Source organism: Bradyrhizobium sp. BRP23, assembly GCF_020194135.1.
GTDB classification, from domain to species: Bacteria; Pseudomonadota; Alphaproteobacteria; order Rhizobiales; family Xanthobacteraceae; genus Bradyrhizobium; species Bradyrhizobium yuanmingense.
The window spans coordinates 249,759-262,471 of the sequence record NZ_JADYVW010000009.1; the positions used below are offsets into that span (position 1 = coordinate 249,759).

General features: G+C 62.3%; 19 protein-coding genes. 8 read left to right on the forward strand and 11 right to left on the reverse strand.

What is annotated here, in order from left to right; translation table 11 throughout:
- Positions 1 to 2: 2 nt before the first annotated feature.
- Positions 3 to 836: a metal-dependent hydrolase gene (locus tag I6F24_RS24835; RefSeq protein ID WP_050992072.1), complete on the reverse strand. Its 834-nt coding sequence runs from the start codon at positions 834 to 836 to the stop codon at positions 3 to 5.
- A 189-nt stretch (positions 837 to 1,025) separates the two neighbouring features.
- Between I6F24_RS24835 and I6F24_RS24840 the strand changes: the two genes are divergently transcribed.
- Positions 1,026 to 1,214, forward strand: coding sequence for a hypothetical protein (locus I6F24_RS24840; RefSeq protein WP_225130304.1), 189 nt, complete (start codon positions 1,026 to 1,028; stop codon positions 1,212 to 1,214).
- 669 nt (positions 1,215 to 1,883) lie between these two features.
- Here I6F24_RS24840 and I6F24_RS24845 read toward each other — a convergent pair.
- The 3 genes from I6F24_RS24845 to I6F24_RS24850 form a co-directional block, all read right to left on the reverse strand.
- Positions 1,884 to 2,021 (reverse strand): hypothetical protein, encoded by a 138-nt coding sequence (locus tag I6F24_RS24845; RefSeq protein ID WP_225150509.1) that lies wholly within the window; start codon positions 2,019 to 2,021, stop codon positions 1,884 to 1,886.
- A 769-nt stretch (positions 2,022 to 2,790) separates the two neighbouring features.
- On the reverse strand, positions 2,791 to 2,925 hold the full coding sequence (locus tag I6F24_RS37650) for a hypothetical protein (protein WP_260343353.1): 135 nt from the start codon (positions 2,923 to 2,925) through the stop codon (positions 2,791 to 2,793).
- Between the two features lie 328 nt (positions 2,926 to 3,253).
- The gene (locus I6F24_RS24850; protein WP_036007657.1) at positions 3,254 to 3,514 is read right to left on the reverse strand and encodes a hypothetical protein; all 261 of its coding nucleotides are present in this window, start codon (positions 3,512 to 3,514) and stop codon (positions 3,254 to 3,256) included.
- A gap of 261 nt (positions 3,515 to 3,775) precedes the next feature.
- On the opposite strand from I6F24_RS24850, the gene rocF reads away from it, so the two are divergent.
- Entirely contained in the window at positions 3,776 to 4,753 is a 978-nt protein-coding gene (rocF, locus tag I6F24_RS24855; protein WP_225130308.1) for an arginase, read from the forward strand.
- Positions 4,754 to 4,825: 72 nt separating this feature from the next.
- Here the strand turns inward: rocF and I6F24_RS24860 are convergent, their stop codons facing one another.
- On the reverse strand, positions 4,826 to 5,242 hold the full coding sequence (locus I6F24_RS24860; protein ID WP_063888446.1) for a hypothetical protein: 417 nt from the start codon (positions 5,240 to 5,242) through the stop codon (positions 4,826 to 4,828).
- 323 nt (positions 5,243 to 5,565) lie between these two features.
- On the opposite strand from I6F24_RS24860, the gene I6F24_RS24865 reads away from it, so the two are divergent.
- Entirely contained in the window at positions 5,566 to 5,775 is a 210-nt protein-coding gene (locus tag I6F24_RS24865; RefSeq protein WP_225150511.1) for a hypothetical protein, read from the forward strand.
- A 222-nt stretch (positions 5,776 to 5,997) separates the two neighbouring features.
- On the forward strand, positions 5,998 to 6,276 hold the full coding sequence (locus tag I6F24_RS24870) for a hypothetical protein (RefSeq protein WP_036028856.1): 279 nt from the start codon (positions 5,998 to 6,000) through the stop codon (positions 6,274 to 6,276).
- A 94-nt stretch (positions 6,277 to 6,370) separates the two neighbouring features.
- On the opposite strand, the gene I6F24_RS24875 is transcribed toward I6F24_RS24870, so the two are convergent.
- From I6F24_RS24875 to I6F24_RS24900, 6 genes are all read right to left on the reverse strand, one after another.
- Positions 6,371 to 7,585 carry a mandelate racemase/muconate lactonizing enzyme family protein gene (locus I6F24_RS24875; RefSeq protein WP_225150513.1) on the reverse strand — a complete coding sequence of 405 codons (1,215 nt, stop codon included), beginning with the start codon at positions 7,583 to 7,585 and terminating at the stop codon, positions 6,371 to 6,373.
- Positions 7,586 to 7,723: 138 nt separating this feature from the next.
- Positions 7,724 to 9,010: a divalent metal cation transporter gene (locus I6F24_RS24880; RefSeq protein WP_036007761.1), complete on the reverse strand. Its 1,287-nt coding sequence runs from the start codon at positions 9,008 to 9,010 to the stop codon at positions 7,724 to 7,726.
- Positions 9,011 to 9,161: 151 nt separating this feature from the next.
- Positions 9,162 to 9,347 carry a hypothetical protein gene (locus tag I6F24_RS24885; RefSeq protein ID WP_036007759.1) on the reverse strand — a complete coding sequence of 62 codons (186 nt, stop codon included), beginning with the start codon at positions 9,345 to 9,347 and terminating at the stop codon, positions 9,162 to 9,164.
- Positions 9,348 to 9,558: 211 nt separating this feature from the next.
- Complete coding sequence (locus I6F24_RS24890; protein WP_036007643.1) at positions 9,559 to 10,185, reverse strand: hypothetical protein; 627 nt, start codon at positions 10,183 to 10,185, stop codon at positions 9,559 to 9,561.
- Between the two features lie 50 nt (positions 10,186 to 10,235).
- The gene (locus tag I6F24_RS24895; RefSeq protein ID WP_225150515.1) at positions 10,236 to 10,556 is read right to left on the reverse strand and encodes a hypothetical protein; all 321 of its coding nucleotides are present in this window, start codon (positions 10,554 to 10,556) and stop codon (positions 10,236 to 10,238) included.
- 162 nt (positions 10,557 to 10,718) lie between these two features.
- Positions 10,719 to 10,916, reverse strand: coding sequence for a hypothetical protein (locus I6F24_RS24900; RefSeq protein ID WP_225111970.1), 198 nt, complete (start codon positions 10,914 to 10,916; stop codon positions 10,719 to 10,721).
- Positions 10,917 to 11,046: 130 nt separating this feature from the next.
- Between I6F24_RS24900 and I6F24_RS24905 the strand changes: the two genes are divergently transcribed.
- The 4 genes from I6F24_RS24905 (at position 11,047) to I6F24_RS24920 (ending at position 12,698) form a co-directional block, all read left to right on the forward strand.
- Positions 11,047 to 11,274, forward strand: a complete 228-nt coding sequence (locus tag I6F24_RS24905; protein WP_024343260.1) for a hypothetical protein — start codon at positions 11,047 to 11,049, stop codon at positions 11,272 to 11,274.
- 185 nt (positions 11,275 to 11,459) lie between these two features.
- Positions 11,460 to 11,651 (forward strand): Myb-like DNA-binding domain-containing protein, encoded by a 192-nt coding sequence (locus tag I6F24_RS24910; RefSeq protein ID WP_109142990.1) that lies wholly within the window; start codon positions 11,460 to 11,462, stop codon positions 11,649 to 11,651.
- A gap of 332 nt (positions 11,652 to 11,983) precedes the next feature.
- Entirely contained in the window at positions 11,984 to 12,175 is a 192-nt protein-coding gene (locus I6F24_RS24915; RefSeq protein WP_225111968.1) for a CsbD family protein, read from the forward strand.
- A 274-nt stretch (positions 12,176 to 12,449) separates the two neighbouring features.
- Positions 12,450 to 12,698, forward strand: coding sequence for a hypothetical protein (locus I6F24_RS24920; RefSeq protein ID WP_057028647.1), 249 nt, complete (start codon positions 12,450 to 12,452; stop codon positions 12,696 to 12,698).
- Positions 12,699 to 12,713: the final 15 nt, after the last annotated feature.

Sequence of the window (12,713 nt, forward strand, 5' to 3'; positions counted from 1 at the left end):
CCTCAAAATCTCATTACCTGACCTGGGGCGACGTCCAAGACCTGGACACTAGTAGATCCTAAAGCTTTCTTGAATTCGGCCGGGGTTCGGTTCAGCACCGGAAAGGTGCCGTAGTGTATTGGTATCACCGCTTTCGGCTTGATCAGCTCCCGAACCGCGTAAGCGGCTTCGTCAGGCCCCATGGTGAAAAAGCCCCCGATGCACACCAGCGCGAGGTCCGGGTTGTGGAGCTCCCGAATGAGCGCCATGTCGCCAAAGGCGCTGGTGTCGCCCGTGTGGTAGACCTTGAAGCCGTTCTCCATCTCAATCACGTAGCCAACGGAAACTCCGGCCCCTCCGCCTTGCCGGATGGATGCTGACTGGTCAGGGTTCCTTATGCCGAGAATATTGTAGTCGAGCGACGAGCTGTGATCGGCCGGCACCATATGGATCTTGACGCCCCGGCCGAGCGGCTCGGCCATGCCGCCCCTATTCATGGCAATGACGTTGTTCTCTTCAAGGAGACCCAGCGCGACAAGATTTCGTCCGAACTCGTAATTGGCAAGAACCTTGGCGCCCGTCAGACGTGCCAGATCGAGGAGATCGGAAATATGATCCTGGTGGCCGTGCGTCACTAGGATCAGGTCCACTTTTCCAATCGCCTTCAAGTCCCGGTACTCAGGCGGCGTCTTCGGGTTTCTGGTGAGGAAGGGATCAATCACTATCACTTTGCCGGCGACACTAGTGATGCGGGTCGTTGCGTGCCCAAGCCAAAGCACTTCCACCGGTTGGGCTGCGGGATAGCCCGGGACGATCACGAGAAAGAAGCTCACAAAGAGAGCCCACTTGGCTTTCATTGGAAACTCCGAACAACCGCTTCTGCTTTCGTGATTACTCTATCACGGTATTCGACGGAGTCGCACGCGATCCGACTGAGAGCCCCGCGGAACTTGGAACCATGTTCAGGCGATCTAATTGGAACGTTGTCCATCCCAGCTGAGGACCAGCGGTTTCTTGGCAAGCATCTTGATGAGGGAGGAGCCAAAATGGACGACGAACGAAAATCATCAAAAGCGGGGAAACGGGCCGCTGAAGGCTTGCGCGAAGCAGCTTCCAAGGAGGAAGAAAAAACCGAGAGCAAGATGGGGCAGGATCTAGCTAAGGGCGCTGATCGTTTCGAAGAGCGCTCGAAAAGCTCTGATGGAAGAAGCGCAGGCGAGAAACAAAAAGACTGAATCCACCAGCAGACCCGTCCCGGCTTTCCGGCTTTCTGACAGAACGCACCCTCAAACGACTGCGCGGCATCTGCCTGCGCTGGCTATTCGTGCCAAGGAAAGGGGCGGCTCGCGCGTGAAGCGCGCTTATGACCCCACGGCAGACGTTAGGCTGTTCGCATTGGCAAGTTGCTCAAGCGGCCGTGCTGCTGCCTAAAGCACGGCGACATCGCGAACGCAATCGGCGGACGCTTGCGCGAGCCGCGCTCAGCATCCGACCCTCGAGGTGAAGTCTACCGTTGGCAGGTGCCACCGCGGCAATGCGACGAATAGTGCCTTCGGTACTCGGCTCCGGGACCGAACCGCAGCGCGAGCCAGTTCTGACGGAGGACGGTCTCACTAGGGACGGTCGCAGACAACAGCGTTGAGGGACATTGGTTCGCGTCAGCTTTGGCTCCGGAGCGATTTTCACGATGCACCAAAGCGCGATGCGATTAGGATGAATCGTCATCGCGCTTTAGGTTATTGTTTGAGTATGATCTTATCGGAAAACCGCTACGCACTTTTCCGGATCATGCTCTAACGCACAGAGGCGTCGAATGCCGTCACCCGTTCAAGGCTGTAACAGCGAAAGGAGGCGTTGTCGGTCCTGATCAAGAACACGCTGGGCTCTGCGCAATGTGTCCAACTCTATTCAGCGGTAGCGGTATCCTTTCCTTCCCGCTTCAACTGAAGGATCGCTCTCTCTTGCTCTGCAAGGCGTCGTTCTCCTTCAACTACATCGCGCTCGACCTGCCTCAACACATCATAGACGAAGGTCTTGTCCATCAGTGTGCTCAGCTGGCGCCGCCAATCTCTTCTTTTTCGATCAACCTCAGCTCCGTCTCAACGTTCCCGCTCGCCACCGCTTTTCGCCGAAGCCAATCTCATGCGCCGGGCAGATTAAAGCTGCTTGTGCCCGCAGAGCACTGCGCTGGCGCCGGGCTGGTTCCTTGTCTGGCGATTCTTCAGAGCCGCCTCATCGATCCAGGTACCGCTTGGTCCCTCGGTGCCATTGCGAGAGAGAGAGCAGCCGCACGCGCTCGTTGTCACGCATGCCAGCATTCGGTCATCGTCTTGGATCCAGTCAGGCCCCGAGGAGGCTTGCTTGCCGGCTGTCGCCAGCCACAGCTTGTGTCCCTCGCATGCTCGGGTAGATAGATAGCTCGCCGTAAAGAAACTAATTCCCCAGCGGACTGCATCGTTCAAGTCCTGGCGCAATTAAATATTAATATAATACGCCATTTTAAATGAATTAAATGATGGACGAGATTTAAATTTGGATTAGAATGAGGGCCGCTTGGCGCCGGATGAACGCGTCAAGGACCTCCTAGAAGCGGCCCCATCATCCCGCCCTGTCGCCCCGTTCCAAGGATGTAAGGGCCGCTTCTAGGGCAAATTGTGAGGCAAATCATGCACCTGTCATTAGGTGATTTGTTTCTCATCTCCGCGGCAACGGCTACGCTCCTCATGATTGAGATCGGAGTCTTGATGATCGTGGGTCTGATCTGAGCCAGTTAAGAAGAGCGTAGGGACTGTTCTGAGGACCACCTACATATCACGTCTCGTTGTAAGCGTGTTCGGCCTCGATCGCGCGGAGCAGGGCGGCAAGGCTGGGATATTCCGCGCCATTGCGGACGTAGCAATTGACGTGCTCGGCATAGCGGGCCGATCCGTCGGGCTTGCCCTGCAAGTGAACAGCAGCACGGCACTGTTGGCGGAGCTCCGGCTCGTTGCTTTCCGGAAAGCATCCGGAACGGAGACGTTCCTATTATAAAGCGAGGAGATTTTCGCCGGGGGCGAGCAGCTTCACGTAAGTGCCGCTTTCGTGAAGCATCAGCTAGATTAGCCGTTCTCGACCGTATAAGGCGATGCTGGCGCCACACTCTGTGGCGCTGACCTTTCGTTGGTAAAAGTAGCACTCCGCTTGGCTCTGACGTAGATCGGCTCCGAGGCCGGACCGCAGCGCCGAGCCAGGCCTGACGCAGGACGGTTTCACCCAGAGGGCGATCGCAGAACAGCTACCGCCGGCGCGCCACCGCGACGCCAAACAGGAAGGCGACGAACAGGCTGGCAAGCGGTGCTTCGCGCGTGATCGCGGAAACCGTCGCGAGTGCCCCGCCGGGCTTGCGCGATTCCTCGACTGCGGAGGTGAGGCGATCGACCGCTGCGTGCAGGCCTCCGGCGACTTCACCAATGGTGCGGGAGACGTCCGCGGCCGTATCGATGGCACGCTCGGCCATGCCGGGCTGGGACGAGGATTGCGGTATCTCCGTGCTCAAGGACGCGACCTCCTGGCGTGATGATCGAAGCCGGCACCTTTGGCTATCCGCGCGAGCGCTCGTTTTGAACAGCGGGTCTGGTGACCTTTGGCTATCCGCGACAGGCGCCGTGATTGACGGCGGGTGCCGGCCTTGGATGAGAAATTCAGCGCAGGGGATTTTGTTCCGGATGATATGCCGGCGGCTTGCGCGCTCCCCGGGAAACGACGGGTGCGAATCTCTGTTAGGCTGGGCGAAGCTTGCTGACGTCAGGAGACAGCCGTGACCGACCGGACCATGACGGATCGAGCCCGGCACATCGCCTTGCTCGGCGCTCCCATCGACATGGGGGCTTCGCAGCGCGGCACCTTGATGGGGCCTGCGGCGCTGCGCACCGCCGGCCTTGCGACATTGCTGGAAAGCCTTGATTTCGAGGTCGTCGATTATGGCGATCTGTCCATAGCCGACGTCCGGGACCTCACCGACAGGCCGCCCGAACAGGCCAATCATTACCGCGAGATCCAGCGCTGGACGCGCGTTCTGAGCCGCAGAGGCTACGAGATCGCGACATCAGGTGCGCTGCCGATCTTTCTCGGCGGCGATCACACGTTGTCGATGGGGTCGGTCAATGCCATGGCGCGGCATTGGCAGGAGCGCGGCCGCGAACTGTTCGTGCTCTGGCTCGACGCCCATGCCGACTACAACACGCCGGAGACGACGATCACCGCGAACATGCACGGCATGTCAGCCGCGTTCCTGTGCGGCGAGCCCGGGCTCGACGGCCTGCTCGGCGACGATCCACGCGCCCCGATCGGCCCGGACAAGCTCGATCTGTTCGGTGCGCGTTCGATCGACAAGCTCGAGAAAGAGCTGATGCGCACGCGCCGGATCAGGATCGTCGACATGCGCCAGATCGACGAGTTCGGCGTCGCTGTCCTGATCCGCCGCGTCATCGAACGGGTCAAGGCCAGCAATGGCGTGCTGCATGTCAGCTTCGACGTCGATTTCCTCGATCCTTCCGTGGCGCCGGGCGTCGGCACCACCGTGCCGGGTGGCGCCACCTATCGCGAGGCGCACCTGATCATGGAGCTGCTGCACGATTCGGGCGTGGTCGGATCGGTCGACATCGTCGAGCTCAATCCGTTCCTGGACGAACGCGGTCGGACCGCGCGCACGGCAGTCGAGCTGATCGGCAGCCTGTTCGGCCAGCAGATCACCGACCGGCCGACGCCGAGCAATGCCATCGCACCAGGCGAGTGATGGCCGCTGGCCTGCAAGCGAAAGGCCGCGCCCATGTCGAGCGCGGCTCTCGTGGCGCCTGATCGGCTGCTCTCACCAATGGCGGTGGTGCCGATGCCAGTGGTGCCGAACGACCGGATAGGACCCGCCGTAATAGGCGTAGGCGGGGCGCACGACGCGGCGATAGCGATAGCCGTAGGATACAGGCGCCGTGTAGTAGGTGGTGGTGTAGCCACCGCCCCATCGATAGGGTTCGTCGTATCCGTAGCCGTAGGCGTAGGGGCCGCCGTAGTAACCGGCACTGTAATAGCGGGGACCGCCATAGTAGCCATAGCCAGGTCCCCAGCCGTAGGCGGAGGAGGCAAGGCCACCGATGACGGCGCCTGCGACCAGGCCGCCGGCGATGCCAGGTCCCCAACCTCGCCAATGGGCTTCGGCGGGAGACGTTGCTGCGATCGAGCTCAGGCCCAGAGCGCCGGCCATCAGGGCTGACATTGCAATCTTCTTCATCAACATACCTCTCACGTCACATTGCCCCAGGGAATAACGGGAAGAATAAGCAATGGTTGCTGCTGGCCGGTAACGACGCCAATGGGTGCTCGGCGTCGGGACGGCGTCACCGAGAATTCGGCGACGCCCGCCGATCCCATCAGTTTGGCCCAATGCCTCTAAGAGGTTCGGGACTGCCCCGAGCGGCGCGCGGCGCGCCGAGAAAGAATTCGATCAAATCGCCCCTGAATCATTAAATGGTCGAATGCCGGGAAAAACCGGAAACTTTGGAACGTGTCCTTAAGTTGGGACGCCACGAGGTTCGGCTTCTCGGGAGTGCAGGCATGGACGACGACATGGCCTTGAAGAACGCCGCGGACACCGCCTGGACGGTGTACCGGGCGCGGCACCCCGAGGTCGCCGCGCACGACACAAGGCGCTGTCTGCTGGAACGCCATCTGCAGAGGAGGTGGGAAGAGCACCAAAGCGATACCGAAGAGCTCGCCTCTTTCGGGATAGCCTACCTGCACCGCCTTCCCAGGGATGAATGTTGACGTGCATGAAGATGCTCGTTGTCCGTGTGGCCCGCACGAGCACGAGGCCGAGTTGGACCCTGCTTGCGATTTCATGTCTCATCTCAGCAATCATCGTGGTGGTCTTGCGCGTCGCGTTCGACGCTTAATAGGGGCGTCTTTCACCGGGAACCGCTCACGGTCAGGGGAACCGGAGGGGGCTCGACCGAATTAACCTGCGATAGGAAGATTGCGGACCCTTCGATGACATATGGTCGCTTCGCGTACTCCATGTCCAGAGCCCTGCGTCACCCCGGCGTGATGGCGTTGATCGTGGCGGGCGTGACGATTGCGGCCATGCTGATCGTCGACCACGGCCCGTGGAGCCGGGCCAAGACACAGCCGGCCCACGTCGCGATGTACGCGACCACGGGCGAAGCGGCACGGGCCGCTGGCGCCCTGGTGCTCCCGACCGATCCGAAATCGCCGATCGAGCCGCAGCGGCCGAAGACGTCCCCAACCGTCAATCCCGTGACGCCGTAAAGCGCGATGAATCGTCATCGCGCTTTAGGTTATCGTTTGAGCATGATCTTTTCGGAAAACCGCTAGACACTTTTCCGGATCATGCTTCAGCCTCTCAGCTCTTGCGGCCGTAGTTGAGGAGCCCGCCACTCGTCTTCGGCGGATGGGCCCGCAAGGCGTCCTCGTTCGGCTCGGTGCCCCAGCCGGGCCGGTTCGGGATGATGAGATGGCCGTTCTCGATCTCCGGCTCGTGCGTGAACAGCTCGCGATCCCAGGACAGACGATCGATGTCGATCTCCATGATGCGCAGGTTCGGCACCGCGGCGCAGAAATGCGCGTTCATCATCGAGCAGAGATGGCCGTAGAAATTGTGCGGGGCGACGTTGACCTCGAAGGCTTCGGCCGCCGCGGCGATCTTCATCGACTGCCAGACGCCGTTCCAGGGCGTGTCGATGATCGCGACATCCATGGCCTGCGCGTGGAAGTAGGGCAGGAATTCACGCAAGGAGAGCAGCGTCTCGCAGGACGAGATCGGGTGCGGGCTTTGCTTGCGTATGTAGGCGAGCGCTTCCGGATTGAAGCTGTCGATCTCGACCCAGAACATGTCGAGGTCGGCGATGGTGCGCAGGATCTTCAAGTAGCCTTCGGTCTTGGCGTTGAAGTTGCAGTCGAGCAGGATGTCGACGTCGGGGCCGGCGCCGTCGCGGATCGCTTCCAGATGCATGTGCAGGTCGCGCAGGATCTTGCGGTCGACGTTGATCTCGGGCGCGAAGGGCGAGCCGAAGCCGGGGCGCCAGCCGGTCGGCTTGCCCTCGTCATAGGAAAAGATGTTGGTCTTGAGCGCGGTGAACTTCTTCTCGCGCACCTCGCGCCCCATCGCCTTGACGCCGTCGAGAGTTTCGATCGCCGGCTTGTACCAGGACGGGTGGTTGATGCGCCACGTGGCGCAATGCGACCAGTAGACCCTGACGCGGTCGCGGAGCTTGCCGCCGAGCAGCTCATAGCAGGGGACGCCGAGCGATTTCGCCTTGGCATCGAGCAGCGCATTCTCGATCGCCCCTAACGCCTGCGCCACCACGCCGCCGGCCGCAGGACGCGTCGCCGCGAACAATTCGGCAAAGATGCGCTCGTGCTGGAAGACGTTCTGCCCGACGACACGCGCCGAGAGGCGCTGGATCGCCGCACCGACGCCGGGCGAGCCAAAGCCTTCGTCGAATTCGCTCCAGCCGACGATGCCGTCCTCGGTCGTCAGCTTGACGAAATGATAGTTTCTCCAGCCGGCATCGCAGGCGAGGATCTCGAGGCTCGTTGCTTTTGAAGATTTGGTCATGTCGCTCCCTGTCGCCCGGCCGGGCTTTTCTTGTCGCCCGATCTTGAGCCGGGCCCGGACCGCATTGTTAAGCCAAGCGCGGGGCGGCGGGAAGATGCAGAGATGCGGCGCGGCAGCGCGTCCGAAGCAGGCCTTGCGTCAGCCGATCACCGACGAGCCGAGCAAAGCGAGAACGGCGAGCGCCATGACTGCGGTGCCGAGCCAGCCCAGCGCGATCAGCCAGGAGCGGGCCCTGAAGCGGCCCATGATGGTGCGGTTCGAGACGATCAGCATCATCATCGCCATGATGGGGACGGCGACGATGCCGTTGAGCACCGCGCTCCACACCAGCATGTTGATCGAGTCGATGCCGGTGAAGCCGAGGCCGAAGCCGATGAGGGTTGCCGCGGCGATGATGGTGTAGAAGCCGGCCGCCTCGTCCGGCTTGGCCTCCAGCGTGGCGCGCCAGCCGAAGATCTCGGCAACGCCATAGGCCGCCGAGCCCGCCAGCACGGGAATGGCGAGCAGGCCCGTGCCGATGATGCCGGTCGCGAACAGGGCGAAGGTGAAATCGCCGGCCAGCGGCCGCAGCGCTTCGGCCGCTTCCGTCGCCGAGCCGATATTCGTGATGCCGTTGGCGTGCAGGACCGATGCGGTGGTCAGGATGATGAAGAAGGCGATGCCGTTCGAGAGCAGCATGCCGGAGATGGTGTCCGTCTTGATGCGGTCGAGCTCGTGATCGCCGCCGCGCTTGAGCTGGCGAAGCGGCTTGTCGCGCTCGCCCTGGTTCATCTCCTCGACCTCCTGCGAGGCCTGCCAGAAGAACAGATAGGGGCTGATCGTGGTGCCGAGCACGGCCACGACCATCAGGAGATAGTCGGCGCTGACATTCGGCTTCGGCCAGACCGCGGCGAGCAGCGCCGTGCTCCAGGGAATCTGCACCGTGAAGGCGGTCGCGACATAGGCGAACAGCGCCAGCGTGAGGAATTTCAGCACCGGCGAATAGCGGCGATAGGGCACGAACACCTGCAGCAGGGTCGAACCGGCCGCGAAGATCAGCGCGTGCTCGTGGTTGAGGCCGCCGATGACGAGCGAGAGCGCCTCGGCCATCGCGGCGATGTCGGCGGCGATGTTGAACGTGTTCGCGGCGACCAGCATGGAGACCAGCGCCAGCACCGCCCAGCGCGGCGCGACGCGCATGACGTTGGCGGCGAGCCCCTTGCCGGTGACGCGGCCGATCTGCGCGCTGACGAGCTGGATCGCGATCATGAACGGCGTGGTCAGAAACACGGTCCACAACAGACCGAAACCGAATTGCGCGCCGGCCTGCGAATAGGTGGCGATACCCGACGGGTCGTCGTCGGCAGCTCCGGTGATGAGGCCGGGCCCCAGCCGTTGCAACAGCGTCGGCGCGGATTTCGTCGGGGTGAGGGCGCTGTCGCTCATCAACGGGCTCGAACGGGTGCGGAACGTCGTCTTTAGCAAATGCGAATCGAATACCATAAGTTCCCGCTGCCGAAGCGGGCGGCTGGTTTCCGAAAATGCTAAGTCGAGTTTGCTCCGTCGGGCAAAACAGGGCTATATTGCCATCATCGGCCTACCTGATGCTGACGAACATGCCCCAGGCCGCGGCCAGCGCCGCGCCGGTGAAGAGAACCACCGGGTTGTCGCAGAACGTGCCGCCATACCTGCACACGTCCGCGCCGAATTGGCCGAGCTCATGACGGCTCGCGGAATAGAACAGTCCCGACAGCACCAGCAATGCAGCGGCGACGTAATACATCGAGGGTCTCTCCGGCTTGCCCCGTCCAGGCGACATGCCCCAGCATGAGGCGAAGAGATTTCACTTCGGCCAATCCGCTTTGCGGCATTTGAGATAAAGTTTGACCCGTCGGGCAAAACACCGGCAAGATGGCACAATCGACCGTGCCGGCGTCACGATGACAAAAAGGCCCCGCATCGCGGGGCCTTTGTCGTGTCGGAGCTCTGCCGCTCTATCGCCGTGAGCCCATTCCGTACAATTCGCGCTCGCGGACGACATCCTCCGGCGACAATGGCGGGCTTGCGGCGTCGAAGTCGGTCCAGCCGGACTTCTGCCATGCGGCGCTGCGCTCCTGAAGGTTGACCGATCGCTCGTGCAGAAGCGCATCGAGGCGCGCGCGGTCCTGGTCCGGCACCCTCGCGGACACCAGCGTGCCGCCGCGGCGGACGCCCTCCGCGTAACGCGATGCGTCTTCCCTGGAGACGCCGGCCTCGGTCAGGGCGCCGATGATTCCGCCGGTGGCCGCGCCGGCAGCCGCGCCGGCCGCGGTCGAGGCGAGCCATCCGGCCGCGACCACCGGACCAAGGCCCGGGATGGCAAGGAGGCCAAGGCCTGCGAGCAGGCCGGCGGCGCCGCCGAGCCCGGCCCCGATGCCGGCACCCGTGCCGGCGCCTTCGGCGCGATCATCGGTGCCGTCGCGGTCACGATCGACCTTGCCGGAGCGTGAGCCGTACCAATTGTCCGAATTGTTGGCGACGAGGCTGATGTCGGAATGCGGCACGCCGGCGCTTTCGAGCCGGGTCACGGCCCGCTCGGCATCGGCGTAATTGTCGTACAGGCGAGAGATGGTCGTCGTCATGTCTGGATCTCCTGATGTCGCGGATGACTTGCGCGAGTTACTTGCGCGAATTACTTGGCGGGGTTGACGTTGCCCTGGAAGTCGACGCTGACGTCGGTCTTGGTGCCGGCCTTGTCGGCCTTGCCGCGCCAGACGCCGTTGTCGTCCTTCTGGAGGCCGGAGACGTTGGAATAGCCCGCGCCCTCGATCCGCGATTTCGCCTGTCCCTCGGTGAAGCTGTTGCGGCCCGCGACCGGTGCGTTGGAGTTGTTCTGGTCGGAGCTGTTCACGGCGTTGTTGCCCGGCCCGCTTTGCGCCGGCTGCGATTGGGCTGCCGCGGGCACCGAACCGAGCAGCACCAAGGTTGCGGCCAGCACTGTCATACGTTTCATGTTGTTGTCTCCTGCAAGTGATTGTGCGGGCGACAACAAGTGAGAGTCGGATTGGTTGCTATTGGTTTGAATGAGTTTGCTGCGGCTCTTCGGCCGCGGCTCTTTGGTCACGACGACGAGCGAGTTGCCGCCGCGGCCGCAGGGACATGCGTCCGCCACCTGCTACTTTGAAGATTGCACAGACTCGGCTTGGCCCTTGGTGGGCTCCCACGGCGCCGGAAGGATCACGCGGATGGGGCGGGCTTCAGCGGCGCTTTGAACCACGGGTGCGGCCTGTTCCTTGACGGGCTCGGCCAGCGCTACGCTCATCAATGCAACCAGCAGCGCCAGGGAAGTTGTCATCAGCCGCACGTCCAGCATCGAAGCCTCCTGTTTGCGTGCTAACGCAATCCCCCGGAGTTGGTTCGGGGGCGATGGCCGGGAACAAGTGGCAATTTGTCGGGTTTGTAGAACACACGCCTGGAGGACCGGGCTGCTGGAGGAGGACACGATGAACATCAAAGCGATCATTGCTGCCGCCGTGCTGACGTCGGTTGCGGCTCCCGCGTTTGCGCAATCGTTCTACGTTGTGCAGGACGTCAAGACGAAGAAGTGCACCATCACCGAGTCGAAGCCGACGACCACGGAAACGACCGTCGTCAGCGGCGACACCGTGTACAAGACCAGGTCTGAAGCCGAGGCCGGCATGAAGACCGTCAAGGTCTGCACCTCGAACTGATGCACTGAGAGCGAAAGTCTCACCCGAGCCTGCGCTCGAAACAAAGCCCGCGCGGAGCGATCCGCCGCGGGCTTTATTTTTGCAAAGTTCATTAGTGTCGGTCCGCCACGCGCGGCCAGATAGGAACTTGGTCCGTCCCGGTCGATTGTCGTCGCACTTGAATGACGGGAGAGCCAGCTCCGAGCATGCAATCACGCTATCCCTTGCTGAAGCGTTGGACGGCGGACGAGCATGAGCGGCTGAAAGCGCTGGCCGAAGCCGGACGCCGCCCCGACGAAATTGCCGCAGAGCTCAACCGGAGCGAAGCCGCCGTGCGGGTGCGGGCCTGGCAGCACCGCATCGCGCTGCGCGGCGTCATGCAGAGGCGCGGCAAATAGCGCGTGCTGGGGGCGTGGACTCGTCGACACTCGGTCAGCGGGTCGATGTCTGCTTCACGCTCAAGGCGGATTGGGACATCAAGCGAAAAACCCGGCGTGTGAGCGTCCGGGCCGATCGCAAGTAAGAATTACAAGTCCAATGCAGGAGCTAAACCAAACCTCAACGGCCCTGTCTGTCCACTTTTGCACACCCGCGGCGAGCAACAAGTACAAGCTGCGTAAACAGCTCATGGACATCGCAATCGACCGTTCTTCGTGTGGTGCGCGTCTCGCAGGAACGACAGCGCAGCGTTTTCGTTGTGCTCGTCTTCTAGACAAGGAGGATAACGATCATGGACCGTGAACATGTGAAGGGCGCCGCTGACAAGGCAAAAGGCGCGATCAAGGAGGGGGCTGGCAAGCTTAGCGGGGACAAGGACCTCGAAGCCGAAGGCAAGATGGATAAGGCCAAGGGATCCGCCCACAACGTCGCTGGAGATGTGAAGGACGCAGCGCGGGACGCCTCTGACGCCCTCAAGAAATAGCCAAAAAAGGAAAGTCTGAAACTGGCCGCCTCAGGGCGGCTTTTCCTTTTCTGCCAAGCCCACGGCGATGACGAAACACGCCTGAAACAGTGCTGAAACCAGATCGTCCTGAACTCGGCGCCCGCCGGGGCCGACCAACCAAGCGAAACGGAGAGACAATCATGATCCAGATCGGTTCGAAGGAAGAAGTCGCGCTGCTGCTGGCGCTGTTTGGAACGCATACCCAGCCGGCGCAGCGGCCGAAGCCGAAATCGCAGCAGAGGTGAGAGACGCCATGCCCGGTTTGGCCGAATGCCAGAGCCTGCTCCGGCTCCTGATCGCCAGGGGCGATCCCAAGGCCATCCCGCTTGCCAAGGGCGCCATCGACCAGTTTCTGAACACCGCACCGTTAAGCATGCGCGGGCGGGGCCTGCGCGTGCTGCAGCGCGACGCGCTCGACCAGCACGATGCCGCGGTCGGCGTGCAGCGCTCGTTCGCCGAGACGGTGGACGCCTATATCGAGCGCAAGCTCGCGGAGGAGTGAGCCGTCGCGGCCCGA

Coding starts and splice junctions, on each gene's coding strand:
- I6F24_RS24835 (WP_050992072.1), bottom strand. CDS start 836: ATGAAAGCCAAGTGGGCTCTCTTTGTGAGCTTCTTTCTCGTGATCGTC.
- I6F24_RS24840 (WP_225130304.1), top strand. CDS start 1,026: ATGGACGACGAACGAAAATCATCAAAAGCGGGGAAACGGGCCGCTGAA.
- I6F24_RS24845 (WP_225150509.1), bottom strand. CDS start 2,021: ATGGACAAGACCTTCGTCTATGATGTGTTGAGGCAGGTCGAGCGCGAT.
- I6F24_RS24860 (WP_063888446.1), bottom strand. CDS start 5,242: ATGAAGAAGATTGCAATGTCAGCCCTGATGGCCGGCGCTCTGGGCCTG.
- I6F24_RS24865 (WP_225150511.1), top strand. CDS start 5,566: ATGGACGACGACATGGCCTTGAAGAACGCCGCGGACACCGCCTGGACG.
- I6F24_RS24870 (WP_036028856.1), top strand. CDS start 5,998: ATGACATATGGTCGCTTCGCGTACTCCATGTCCAGAGCCCTGCGTCAC.
- I6F24_RS24875 (WP_225150513.1), bottom strand. CDS start 7,585: ATGACCAAATCTTCAAAAGCAACGAGCCTCGAGATCCTCGCCTGCGAT.
- I6F24_RS24880 (WP_036007761.1), bottom strand. CDS start 9,010: ATGAGCGACAGCGCCCTCACCCCGACGAAATCCGCGCCGACGCTGTTG.
- I6F24_RS24885 (WP_036007759.1), bottom strand. CDS start 9,347: ATGTATTACGTCGCCGCTGCATTGCTGGTGCTGTCGGGACTGTTCTAT.
- I6F24_RS24890 (WP_036007643.1), bottom strand. CDS start 10,185: ATGACGACGACCATCTCTCGCCTGTACGACAATTACGCCGATGCCGAG.
- I6F24_RS24895 (WP_225150515.1), bottom strand. CDS start 10,556: ATGAAACGTATGACAGTGCTGGCCGCAACCTTGGTGCTGCTCGGTTCG.
- I6F24_RS24900 (WP_225111970.1), bottom strand. CDS start 10,916: ATGCTGGACGTGCGGCTGATGACAACTTCCCTGGCGCTGCTGGTTGCA.
- I6F24_RS24905 (WP_024343260.1), top strand. CDS start 11,047: ATGAACATCAAAGCGATCATTGCTGCCGCCGTGCTGACGTCGGTTGCG.
- I6F24_RS24910 (WP_109142990.1), top strand. CDS start 11,460: ATGCAATCACGCTATCCCTTGCTGAAGCGTTGGACGGCGGACGAGCAT.
- I6F24_RS24915 (WP_225111968.1), top strand. CDS start 11,984: ATGGACCGTGAACATGTGAAGGGCGCCGCTGACAAGGCAAAAGGCGCG.
- I6F24_RS24920 (WP_057028647.1), top strand. CDS start 12,450: ATGCCCGGTTTGGCCGAATGCCAGAGCCTGCTCCGGCTCCTGATCGCC.